This window comes from Streptomyces sp. NPDC002044, assembly GCF_040296725.1.
In the GTDB taxonomy this organism is placed as follows: Bacteria; Actinomycetota; Actinomycetes; order Streptomycetales; family Streptomycetaceae; genus Streptomyces; species Streptomyces antarcticus.
Map to the genome: position 1 here is coordinate 1 of NZ_JBEOXU010000163.1, position 12581 is coordinate 12581.

The 12581-nt window shown below is 77.6% G+C and carries 5 protein-coding genes; all 5 read right to left on the bottom strand.

The window, feature by feature from the left end; genetic code table 11:
• The coding region (locus ABT106_RS27550) for a glycosyltransferase (protein WP_351282502.1) at positions 1–1075 on the bottom strand (1075 nt) is incomplete at its 3' end.
• On the bottom strand, positions 1072–1914 hold the full coding sequence (locus ABT106_RS27555; protein ID WP_351282505.1) for an alpha/beta fold hydrolase: 843 nt from the start codon (positions 1912–1914) through the stop codon (positions 1072–1074). The genes ABT106_RS27555 and ABT106_RS27550, both read right to left, overlap by 4 nt.
• 6 nt (positions 1915–1920) lie before the next feature.
• Positions 1921–2247 (bottom strand): acyl carrier protein, encoded by a 327-nt coding sequence (locus ABT106_RS27560; protein ID WP_351282508.1) that lies wholly within the window; start codon positions 2245–2247, stop codon positions 1921–1923.
• A complete protein-coding gene (locus ABT106_RS27565; protein WP_351282511.1) occupies positions 2237–6850 on the bottom strand; it encodes a beta-ketoacyl synthase N-terminal-like domain-containing protein in 4614 nt (1537 codons plus the stop codon). Before ABT106_RS27565 ends, ABT106_RS27560 begins: the two co-directional genes overlap by 11 nt.
• Positions 6843–12581 (bottom strand): SDR family NAD(P)-dependent oxidoreductase (locus tag ABT106_RS27570; protein WP_502979490.1); only part of this gene is annotated, 5739 nt, incomplete at its 5' end. The genes ABT106_RS27565 and ABT106_RS27570, both read right to left, overlap by 8 nt.

Genomic DNA, 12581 nt, shown 5'->3' on the forward strand with positions numbered 1-12581 from the left:
CCGTCTGAAGCTGTTGCGCCATGAGCCTGACTGGCTTGCCGTCGACAAAGGGAACGAGCAGGACGGCCCTACGGCTGCCTTGGGAGCCGGGATCGCGGATCGGCGCGACCACCAGCGGCAGCCCGTGCGCGAGGGACTCGCACACGGTGTTGTGCCCGCCGTGGCAGACCACGGCGTCCAGGTGCGGCAGCAGCTCCAGCTGCGGCACGCTCTCCCGGAGCAGGACGTTCGCGGGCACCGACCCGCCCGGAGCGACGGCCCCCACCAGCGCGGCCGGGGCCGCGAGCACGAGCTGTACCTCCCCCGCCAGCCGTTCGGCGGCGCCGAGCACGGCGCCGTAGAACCGGCCGCCGGTCTCCTGGTTGAGGGTGCCCAGCGACACGAGGACCCGGCGCCGGCCCGGGTCCAGCCGCCGCCACGGGAATCCGGGCGCGGCCGGCCGGGCGCCGAAGGCGGGGCCGACGAAGGCGTAGTGCGGCGGGAACTCCTCGTCCGCTCCCACCAGTTCGCGGCTGGAGAACACCAGGACCAGACGGTCGGAGAAGAGCGGGTCCCAGTCCGCGACCGCACCCCGGGAGCCGGCCCCGCACTCCTCCAGCAGCCCGGACACCTGGCCCGCCACCCACTCCCCGACCTTCGGGAAGTCGGCGAAGGGACGGGTGAGTTCGGCGGAGGTGCTGGCGGACGTCACCCACGGCACCCCGAGCCGCCGCGCGGCCAGCGGCCCGGCGAGGGCCTGCTGATCGGCGACCACCAGGTCCGGCCGGAAGGAGCGGACCGCCGCCGTCACTCCCGGCACCATCGCCCGGGCCAGCGGGACGAGCGCCTCCTCCCAGAGGAAGCGCAGCGCGCCGATCCCGCGCAGATCGCGCCAGCGGGCGTGCAGCAGCGCGTACCCGCCGCCCGACTCCTCCCCGGCCGGCAGGACGCGGGCCTGCGCGGGCAGCAGCCGGGCCAGCGCGCCGGCCGGCCCGGTCCAGGCGATCTCGTGCCCCCGGGCGGCCAGTTCGGCACCGACCGCCACGGTCGGATTGACGTGCCCCGCCAGCGGCGGCACCGTGAAGAGCACCCTCATCGGACCGACGCTCCCGCCCGCGGCCGCGCCGCCGCCCGCACGGCCGCCGCCGCCGTCGCGCCGAGGTGGGCGAGGACGGCCGCCCGCAGCACGCCGCTGCTCTCCTTCAGCACGTCGTGGCCCAGCCCCGGGAGGATCTCCAGCCGGGCCGCCCGAGGGGCGTGGCGGGCCAGCTCCCGCGCACCCGGGACCAGTTCGGAGTGCTCCCCGCACACGATCAGCAGCGGGCAGGCCAGCCGGGCGTAGTCCGCCGGGGTGAAGGTGCGGCCGGCCGCCACGTCGTCGATGAGGGAGGTGCGGTTGAGCAGGTCGTCGGCGATGGCCGTGAGGTGGGCGGCCTTGCGCAGGCGCAGGGTGAGCAGTTCGGCGGGGACCGGGCTGTCCTCCAGGCTGAGCGCGGCCGCCGACAGGGTGTCCACCATGTTCTCCGTCCAGGCCCCGTCGAGGAGGGGTTCGAGGAGGGTGAGCCCCGCGACCCGGTCGGGCCGGGCGAGGGCGGCGTGCAGGGCGAGCGTGGCGCCGTAGCTGTTGCCGACCAGGTGCACGGGGCGCCGTCCGAGGTCCAGGGCGCCGAGCAGCGCGAAGAGGTCGCGCACGGCGGTTCCGGTGTCGTAGCCGGTCGGCGGGCGTTCGCTGCGGCCGTGGCCGCGCAGGTCGTACAGGACGGTCCGGTGTCCGGCCCGGGCGACGGGGACGGCCAGCGGGCAGTAGAAGGAGGACAGGTTGTCGACGACCAGCCCGTGCAGGAACACGACCACGGGGCGGTTCGGGTGGTCGGGGCCGGTGGCGGGCGGCTGCTGGACGTGGAAGCGGACCGGGCCCGCCGGGACGAAGGCCACGCCGGCTCAGCCGTCCGTGGCGGACGCGCCGGGGGCGCCCGTCGCGGTCCGGACGAGGGAGGCATGGGTGATCCGGCCTATGTGGGTGACGAGTTCACCGACGGACATGGCGAGGATGGCGTCCATGTCCTTCTCGGCGAGGAAGCCCATCAGGTCGACGCGGGAGCCGTAGCGCTGGTGGAGCAGCTCCGCGAGGGCCACGAACTCGATGCTCTCCAGGGCCAGGTCCTCGTTGAACGTCGTCTTCATCGTGACCTCGTCCGCGAGGAGGTACTCGTCACCGACGATCTCCACGAGCATGCCGGTGATCTCGGCGAGGATGTCAGCTGCCATGACTGGTCTCCGTGAGGTGGAAGGGGACGGGGGACACCGCCGCGGGGTGGGCGGTCCAGGCGACGACGTGGTCGGCGGGCGGGCCCGCGACGAGGGTGGTGCGGACCGGGCGGGGGTGTCCGTCGGGGGACAGCACGCGCAGTCCGCCGGAATCCGGGTCCCCGGCCACCCGCCAGTCGCGCGGCCGGCCGCCGAGCCCCGTACCCGCGGCCTTGGCCGCCGCCTCCTTGGCGCACCACAGGGCGGTCAGCGCGGCCGGCAGGCCGGTGCCGTCGCGGGCGGCCAGGTCCTCGGCGAGCCGGACTTCATCCGGCCCGAGCGCGACGCGGACCTGCGCGCCGGGGTCCCCGGTCACCGGCTCCACATCGATCCCGACGGGCAGGGAGGGGTGGGCGAGGGCCACCGCGACGCGGTCCTTGTGCGCGATCGACAGCCGCAAGCCCCCCACCAGCGGACCCGCGGCCAGCGGCCGGCCCGCCGGATCGTTGCCGACCGGCACCTCCGCCGGGAACACCGGCCCCGCGCCGGCCTGCCACAGGAGTCCGCGCAGCGCGTCCTTGGCGGCGATCCGGCCCAGCAGCCAGGGGTTCCGCGCCCGCGGCGACAGCCGCTCGTAGACGAGGCGTTCGGCAGCCCCGAGGTAGCGCCGCATCACCAGCTCCTGCGAGGCCGGGTCGGTCCAGCGGCGCCGGGCCAGGCACCAGCCGGCGGGCTGCGCCTCGCCGATGCCGCACACCTCGGGGGTGAACTTCATCGGCCAGACCCGTTCGTCGGCCCCGAACCGGCGGTACGTCCAGCCGTCGATCCGGGCCCACACCCCGCCGTCCGCGCGCCGCAGCTCCAGATCGCCGCGGACGGTGAGCTCGCGGACCTCGCGGACGCGGGCGGTGGCGCCGACCAGCTCGCCCGGCGCCGGCGGGGGACCGGCGTACCGGACGCGGTCCACGGTGGCGGGGAACACCAGCCGGTCCACCGGGAGCCGCAGCTGCATCCAGTGGCCGAACAGCTGCCCGGCGGCATCGAGCAGCGCCCCCGGATCGGGGAGCGCCCGCAGCACGCCCTCGATGCCGTCCGAGCCGACGGTCCGCACCTCGTGGACCCCGGCGAACCGCGGCCCGTGGAACATCCACCGGTCCCGGTAGAGCGACTCGGCGCTGACCGGAGCCGGCCCCGGAGCGGACAGCGGCGCCGGATCGGGTGCGGGGAGCTCCCCGTACCGGGCGGCGAGCAGGACGACGGTGTCCGCGTATCCGCCGAGCGAGACCCGCACCCGGCCCGGACCGTCGTCGCGGACGGTGACGTCGACGTCGACCGCCGGTTCGACCGGGAGCCACCGCAGGGCCCGCACCTGTTCGTGGCCGACGACGCGCAGGCCGGGCGGCGCGTACCGCAGGGCGGCCTCGGCCGCGAGTTCCAGCATGGTGGTCATCGGGACGACGGGGAACCGGTCGGAGTCCTCCGCCCAGCCGTCGGGCTGGAGGTACACGCAGTGGTCCCGTACGTAGGGCAGCGCGGCGAGCGAGAGGCGCAGCCGCTCCACGCGCGGCGCCCCGGCCGGTACGGGCATCCGTGCGGGCGGGGGTACGGGCGGGGGTACGGGCGCCTCCGCCGGAGCCGGCCGCGGCAGGGGCGCGGCCGACCAGGCCGCGGTGACGCTCAGGGCGGCCGAGCGGGCGTCGTCGAGGACCGCGTCGAGCGCGGACAGCAGCACGGGCCGGAACGCGGCCGGTCCCGGCGGGGCGGCGGGGCCCGGCGGGGCCGTTCGCAGGCCGCCCAGGGCGGTACGGGCCTCCGCACCGAGGCGGACGAGCGGCGAACCGAGGTCGAGCGGCACCCCCCGTCCGGCCGGGGCCGTGCCGGCTGAAACAGGACCGGCTGAAACAGGACCGGCCGCATCGGGACCGGCCGCATCGGGACCGGCCGGAGCGGCGTCTTCCGGCGCCGGCGCCGGCGGGCCCGCCGACACCGCCGACAGCAGCTCCCAGCGCGGCTCGAACCCCTCGGCCCACAAGGCCGCGCAGGTGCGCCGCAGGGCCGTCAGCCCCGGCAGCCGGGGGGAGGCGGTGGAGACCGACAGGTGGGGCCGCTCGCGCAGGGTGTCCTCGACGAACCCCGGCAGGCCGCCCGGGCCCAGGGTGACGAAGGTGCGCACTCCGGCGTCCTCGTACAGCCGCAGCACCAGCTCGCGGAACCGCACCGGCTCCAGCAGGTGACGCACCACCAGCTCCCGCACCTCGTCCGGGGCGGCCGGGAACGGCGCCCCGGTCGTCGCCGACCAGACGGGAAGGGCGCCGGGCCGCAGCGGCAGCCGGCCGAAGGCGGCGCGGACCTGGCCGAGGTACGGCTCCCACATGGGGGTGTGGAAGCCCGACCGGAACGGGAGTTCCTGACCGTGCACCCCCTCCGCCCGCAACCGCCGCACCACGTCCGCCACTTGGCCGGGCTCTCCGCACACGACCGACTGGTGCGGGCAGTTGTCGTGGCTGACCACCACCCGGTCCAGGCCGTGCAGCGCCGCCTCCGCCCGCCGGGCGCCACACCCCAGCGCCGCGTACACCAGGTCCGGCACCTTCACCGAGCCGGGCCGCAGCGAGTCCAGGAACGTGTCGGCCGCGTCCCGCGGGTACATTCCGGCCGCGACCATCGCCGCCCACTCGCCCAGGCTGTGGCCCGCGAGCACGTCGGCCCCGATCCCCACCGCGGGCAGCGCCCGGGCGAAGAAGCGGCCCGTGGTGATCGCGTCCAGCGCCCGCCGCTCCAGCGCCCCGTCCCGGGTCAGCCGGGGCCGGTCCAGGCCGAGCCGGTCCGCCACGTCGTCCAGGACGGGGGTGAACTCCGGTTCCAGGCCGGGAAAGAGGAACGCCACCCGGCCGCCCAGCGGCTCGGGCGCGAACCACACCTCCCCGCGCCCCCGCCAGGGCCGGCCACGCGCCACGACCTTCGCGGCCAGCGCGAGCCGCTGCGGCGTCGGCCCGGCCACGGCGAGCCGGCACGGCCCGTCCCCGCCGGACACCGGGGACCCGGCGGCCAGCCGGGCCGCCAGCCCGGCCGGGCCGTCCGCCGCCATCAGCAGGACGTCCGCCCGCGCCGCCGGCCCCACCGGCGCGGCCGGGGTGCCCAGCGGCAGGAAGCGCCGTACCGGAGCAGCGGGTCGGGAGGCGGCGCCGGGAGCCTCCTCCAGCACCACGTGGGCGTTGATCCCGCCGAAGCCGAAGGCGTTGACCCCGGCCCGGCGGGGTTCGGGGCCGCGCTCCCACGGCTCCGCCGCCGTCACCGGCCGCATCCGGGTCCGGGCGAGGCCGGGGTGCGGCTCCTCCAGGTGCAGGGTGGGCGGCAGCACCCCCTCGTGCACCGCGAGCGCGGCCTTGATCAGACCGGCCATGCCGGACGCCTGCATGGTGTGCCCGAGCATCGACTTCACCGAGCCGAAGCCGATGGACCGGCCGCCCGCCGACGGCGGACCGAACACCTGGGCCAGTGTGTCCAGTTCGGCCGTGTCACCCACCGGCGTACCCGTGCCGTGCGCCTCCAGCAGCCCCAGCGATCCGGCCGCCCGGGGATCGAGGCCGGCGTCCTGCCAGGCCCGCTCCAGCGCCCGTACCTGGCCCGCGACGAGGGGGCTCATCAGGCTGGCCGCCCGGCCGTCACCGGCCACCCCGGTGCCCCGGACCACCGCGTAGATCCGGTCGCCGTCCCGTTCCGCGTCCGCCAGCCGTTTCATCAGCACCACCCCGGTGCCCTCGGACAGCAGGGTCCCGTCGGCCCGCCGGTCGAAGGGCCGGATCCGCTCGGTGGCGCTCAGCGCCCGCAACTGCGTGAACACGCTCCACAGCGTGGCGATGTGGCAGTGGTGCACCGCCCCCGCCACCACGGCGTCACACCGGTCGCCGGCCAGCAGGCCCACCGCCTGGTCCACCGCCAGCAGCGAGGAAGCGCAGGCCGCGTCCAGGGTGTAGGCGGGGCCCCGGAAGTCCAGCCGGTTCGCCGTCCGGGCGGCCGTGAAGCTCGGCACGAGACCGATCGACGCGTCCGGCCGCTCCGGGCCCAGCGCCTCCTGGAACGCCGACCGCACCGCGGCGATCCGCCGCTCGCCCAGTTCGGGCACGAGGTCCCGCAGGGTCTGCGCCAACTGGTGTGCGGTGCGCACGCGTTGGTCGAGCCGGGCGGTGGCCACGCCCATGAAGCCGCCACGCCCCAGCACCACCCCGATCCGCGCGCGGTCGGCCGGCAGCCGCGCGTCCCCGCCCGCGTCCGCGACGGCCTCGGCCGTGGCGTGCAGGGCCAGCATCTGGTCGGGCTCGGCGCCCTCCACCGCGGCGGGCATGATCCCGAACCGGGTCGGGTCGAAGGCGGCGAGCCCGTCCACGAACCCGCCGCGCCGGCAGTAGAACCGGTCGCCGACCACCGGTCCGGCCGCGCCGCCCGGGTCGTAGTACACCTCCGGGTCCCAGCGCCCGGGCGGGACGTCGCCGATGCAGTCCGTACCGGCCAGGAGGTTGCGGCGGTAGGCGGCCAGGTCCCCCGCGCCGGGGAACACCGCGCCCATCCCGACGATCGCCGCGTCCGTCGGGCGCGGACCGCGCCGGCCCCGGCCGTCAGCCACGGCCCCCGCCCTCCCCGGCCATCAGGACCACCTGTACGTCGTCCCCGCAGGCGAGTTCCGCGAGGAACGCCTCGGTGCCCGCCTCCGGCGCGATCAGCGGGATCCCGCGCCGCGCGTACGCGCGCTCCAGCTCGGGGGTGACCATTCCGCCCGCCTCCGCGGCCCAGGGGCCCCAGTCCACGGACAGCACGCGCCCCGGGAAGGACTCCGCCCAGGTGCGCGCGAGAGCGTCGAGGGCGTCGTTCGCCGCGGCGTAGTCGCTCTGGCCCCGGTTGCCGTACACGCCCGCGACGCTCCCGAACAGGACCAGGAAGCGGGGCGCGGGCACCGGGCCGTGCTCGGCGGCCGCGGCGGCTAGGTGACGCGCACCGGTCACCTTCGTGCGGAACACCTCGGCGAACGCCTCGGGCGCCTTGTCGCACAGCAGTCCGTCGCGCAGGGTCCCGGCGCCGTGGACGATGCCGTCGAGCCGGCCGTGCCGGGCCCGCACTCCGGCCACGACGTCCCGTACCGCCCGCTCGTCCGTGACGTCCGCGCAGTGGTAGCGGACGGAGGCCGCCACCGCGCCGAGGGCCGCGAGGGTGGCCCGCACCTCGCGCGCGGCCAGGACGCGCGAGGCCGCCGCCTCGATCTCGGCGGGCGTCCGCAGACCGGTGGCGATCAGCGCGGCCCGCAGCGCCACCCGGTCGAGGGCCTGGCCGAACCCGTCGTCCTCCACCGGTGGTTCGGGCGTACGGCCGATCAGTTCGACGTGGCATCCGGGGGCGGAGCGGGCCAGGGCGAGCGCCGTCCGCGCGGTGATCCCGCGGGCCCCGCCGGTGAGCAGCACCACGGACCCCGGGGCGAGCGGCGCTGCCCCCGGCCCGGTCCGGGGCAGCGGTGCGGGGACCGGGGTCCGGGTGACCCGCACCCCTTCGGCGGTGTACCCGACGGAGGCCGGGCCGTCCGCGGCGGGGCCCGCGGGACGGTCCGCCCCGGCAGTCGTCGCGCCGGTCGTCGTGGGGGTCGTGCGGTTCACCGAGGGGCCGTCGAAGCCGCTGGGGCCGCCGGGGCCGCTGGGGCCGTCGAAGCCGCTGAGGCCGCCGGGGCCGTCGGAGCAGTCGCGGCCGGCGTCGCAGGCACAGCCCAGCTCGGCCAGGAGCTGCGCCGCGATCCGCTCCGGGGCCTCCTTGGGGTGGACCTCCACCGCGCGGACCAGCCGCCCCGGGAACTCCAGGGCGCAGCTGCGGGCGAAGCCGTGCAGGCCCGCGCCCGGCGTGCCGTGCGCGGTGACGAGGAGCAGCCGGGGCACGCCGCCGGTCAGGGCGCGCTGCAACCCCGGGAAGACGTCCGGGAGTACGGGCTCGGCCCCGGCCCGCAGCGCGGACAGGTCCACGATCCCGTCGTACCCGGCCGCCGCCTCCCCGAGGAGATGAACCTCGGCGCCGTGCGACCGCAGGGCGCCGCCGAGCGCGAGGGCGACGCCCTGGCCGTCGCCGACGATCCCGACGCGCAGGCCCCGCAGGGCCCCCGGGTCCCCGGCGGGGGCCGGCGCGGGCAGCACCTCCACCCGCAGCCGGGCGACGGGAACCACGGCCGGCGCGACCGGCACCACCACCGCGGGGGCCTGTTCCGGCCGGGCGGGTGGCGCGGGTTCCGGGTGGACCTCCGGAACCGGGGGCGGGGCGGGGGCGGCCGAGCGCGAGGTGACCCACGCGACGATCCCGCGCAGGGTCTTGATCCGGGACAGCTCCTCGACCGCCGACTCGGCGGAGCCGCCGGGGTCCTGGGGGAGTCCGATCCGGTCGGCCAGGGCGCCGATGATCTCGACGCGTTTGATGGAGTCCACGGACAGGTCCGCCTCCAGGTCGAGTTCGGGGTCGAGCATCTCCCTGGGGTAGCCGGTCCGGACGTGGACGATCTCCAGCACCACGTCCATCACCTCCTCGGCGGAGCGCGGTCCGGGGGCGGCCGGAGCACCGGCCGGCGTGGGCCGTGCCTCGTGCGCCGGGGCCTCGTGCGCCGCCGCGGGAACCGGTACTCCGAGGCCGCGGGCCGCGTCCGCCGCGTCCGCCGCGTCCGCCGGGGGCGCTGCAACCCGGCCGCCGGGAGCCGCGCCGAGGTAGCCGAGCAGGACGTCCCGCTGCGCCTCGACCAGGGCGCGCGAGCCGCGGAGGTACTCCATGACCGCCGCTTCCCGGTGGCCGTCGGCCGGAGCCGCGCCGCTCACGCGTGGTGCCGCGGCCCCACCGGCCGGCTGAGCCGAAGCAGAAGCCGAAGCCGAAGCCGGCAGCCCGTTCGCCGGGAGCACGCGGCGGGCCGGCTGGAGCCCGCCGGCGACCGGGGCGCCGTCGGCGGTGCGGACGAGGTGGCCGTCGACCAGCCACCCCGGGCGGCGCGGGGCCCGCTCCGGGAGCCTGCCGGTGCGGCCGCGGAACAGGGCCTCCGGCGCGACCGGCACGCCCGCCGCCGCCAGCTCCGCCAGCGCCGACACCAGCCGCACCAGGCCGTGTTCGCCGGGCACGTCCAACGGGACCGCCGTGTGCGGCCGCCCGCGCAGGATACGGCCGACCAGGCCGCTCAGGACCCGCCCCGGGCCCGCCTCCACGAAGGTCCGGACCCCGGCCGCGTACATCGCCTCCACCTGCTCGGCGAACCGCACCGGCTCCGCCAACTGCCGCGCCAGCAGGTTCCGTACGGCCTCGGCCGCCTCCGGGTAGGGTCCGGCCGTCGTGTTCGACCAGACGGGAAGGGCGGCCGGTCGCAGCTCCGTCGCGGCCAGTTCCGCGGCGAGCGCCGCGCTCGCTCCCGCCACCACCGGGCTGTGGAAGGCGCAGGCCACCGGGATCTGGTCCGCCGTCAGGCCGGCGGCGCGCAGCGCGGCCACCGCCCCGGTGACCGCCGCCGTCGGGCCCGAGACCACGCACTGCCGCGGCGCGTTGTGGTTCGCCACCACGCACCCGGCGCGGGCGGCGATCTCCCGCACGTGCGCCGGGGCGGCCGCCACCGCCGCCATCGTTCCCGGGTCCGCCCCGGCGGCCGCCACGATCGCCTCGGCGCGGCACGTGCTCAGCCGCAGCAGGGTGCCGGTGTCGTACGCGCCCGCCGCCCAGAGCGCCGTCAGTTCCCCGTACGAGTGCCCGGCCACGCAGTCGGGCCGGACACCGAGCGCCCCGAGCAGCCCGTGCGCCGCCGATCCGGCCAGCCCCAGGGCCGGCTGCGCCACCCGGGTGTCGGTGATCGCGGCCCGCTGCGCCGCCCGGTCCGCCGGGGTGAAGGCCGACGGCGGGAACACCGCGGACACCACGGCGTCCGGAGCCTCGTCCAGCAGTCTCCGCAGCGTGGGGAACGCCATGAACAACTCGCCCAGCATGCCCGTGCGCTGGCTGCCCTGCCCGGGGAAGAGGAAGGCCACCCGCCCGGGATCCGCCGACTCCTCCCGTACGTGGACCCCCGCGCCGGCGGTGAACGCCCGTGCCCGCTCCAGCCGGACCGCCAGTTCGTCCAGGCCGGCGGCCACGACGGCGACCCGGATCGCACCCGGTCCGGCGGCGCTCTCCGCGGCGAGGTCCCGCAGCGTCCAGGGCCGCCCGGCGGCGTCGTTCTCCTCCAGCCGGGCCGCGAGCCGGGCCATGGCGCGGCCCGCGGCCCGCCGGTCCGGACCGCGGAAGCAGAACAGTTCGGCCGGCCACTCCTCCACCCCGTGCGCGGGCTCCTCCGCGCCCTGGTAACCGGCCAGCACGGCGTGGTAGTTGGTGCCGCCGAAGCCGAAGGCGCTCACGCCCGCGATCCGCCGCCCCGGGGGCACCGACCAGGGCCGGGCCTCGGTGTCGAAGAAGAAGGGACTGCTCTGCGCCCGCCACGCCGGGTTCGGCGTCTCCAGGTGCAGGGTCGGCGGCCGGACGCCCGCGTGGACCGCACGGGCCGCCTTGATCAGCCCTGCCAGCCCGGCCGCGCACTTGGTGTGCCCCAGCTGGGACTTGACCGAACCCAGCGCGCAGGCCCCCGGGGCCGCACCCGAGGCGGTGAACAGCTCGGTCAGCACGGTGAGTTCGGTACGGTCGCCGACCACCGTCCCGGTGCCGTGGGCTTCCACCAGGCCCACTTCGCCCGGGGTGATCCCGGCGCGCGCGTACGCCCGTTCCAGCGCCCGCCGCTGTCCCTCGGGCCGAGGCGCGGTCAGGCCCAGCGACCGGCCGTCGCTGGCGGCGCCGACGGCCTTGACGACGGCGTACACCCGGTCCCCGTCGCGCTCGGCGTCCGCGAGCCGCTTGAGGACGAGCGCCCCCACTCCCTCTCCGAGGGCGATCCCGTCGGCGGCCGCGTCGAACGGCCGGCACCGCCCGCCGGGGGACAGGGCCCGGACGGAGGAGAACAGCAGGTAGTCGTTGATGCCGTTGTGCACGTCGGCGCCGCCGCACAGCACCATGTCGCTGTCCCCGTCGCGGAGTTGCCGGCAGGCCAGGTCGAGCGCGGCCAGCGAGGAGGCGCAGGCGGCGTCGACCGTGCAGTTCGCCCCGCCGAGATCGAGGCGGTTGGCGACCCGGCCGGCGATGACATTGGCGAGGACCCCGGGGAAGGAGTCCTCGGTGAGCCGGGGCAGGTGCGCGTCCAGCTCGGGCGGGAGCTCGCCCAGGTAGGAGGGGTGCAGGGCGCGCAGCCCGTAGGCGCCGGCCAGTTCGGTGCCCGCCTCGGCGCCGAAGACCACCGAGGTCCGGGACCGGTCGAAGTCCCGGCCCTTGTCGTACCCGGCGTCCGCGAGCGCCCGCGCCGAGATCTCCAGGGCCAGCAGCTGGACCGGTTCGATCCCGGCCAGCGAAGCCGGCGGGATGCCGTGCGCGAGGGCGTCGAAGGGGACGGGGCCGAGGAAACCGCCCCAGCGCGACGGGGTCCGCTCACCGGCCCGCGCCGGGTCGGGGTCGTAGTAGAGCGCGGGGTCCCAGCGCTCGGCAGGCACCTCGGTGACCGCGTCCGCCCCCGCCAGGATCCGGGCCCAGTACGCGGCCAGGTCAGGCGCTCCCGGGTAGGCGCAGGCCATGCCGACGATGGCGATGTCCAGCGGGTCGGCGGCCGCCGCTGCGGGCCCGGGGGCGGCCAGCGCGCGGGCCCGCCGCTCCAGCAGCTCGCTCGCCCCGTCGGTGACCTGCGCGTGGAGCGCGGCGACGGTGGTGGTCCCGGACCGCAGGGCGGCGGCCTGCCCGAGCATGAACAGCCCGTCCGCGTACTGCTGTTCCTCCCCGACGGCCTCCAGACCGCCGCCGTCCTCCCCGGCGGTGTCCTTCCCGGCGGTGTCCTTCCCGGCGGTGCCGGGGGAGGCTTCGCCCGCGCCCGCACCGGCGGCGGTTCCGGCACCGGCGGCGGTTCCGGGCGGGGCCGCCGTGCCGGTCGTGGGGCGGCGCAGCCCTTTGCTGGCGATCCGCAGCCGCCCCAGGTTGAGCCGTTCCAGCTCCTCCCACACCTCCCTCGGCTCCGCGCCGCTCTCCGCGAGGCGGGCCCGGGTCGCCTCGAAGGTGTCGGCGTACGGGGTGGCCGCGCAGCGGGTGGCGTGGCCGGGGGCCGTGCGCAGCAGCACCGTCTCCGTGCATTCCACGGCCGCCCGCTGGAAGCGCGGCAGCACCGCCCCGGCCGCCACGGCCTCCGCGGTGAACAGGTACGCGGTGCCCATCAGCACGCCGACCCGGGCCCCCCGCCCGGCGAGCGGCGCGGCGGCCGCCGCCGCCATCGCGGCGGAGCGGGCGGGGGGGACGCCGCC

What these genes read in the sequence shown, in the direction of transcription:
- ABT106_RS27560 (WP_351282508.1), bottom strand. Translation starts at nt 2,247, where the DNA reads ATGGCAGCTGACATCCTCGCCGAGATCACCGGCATGCTCGTGGAGATC.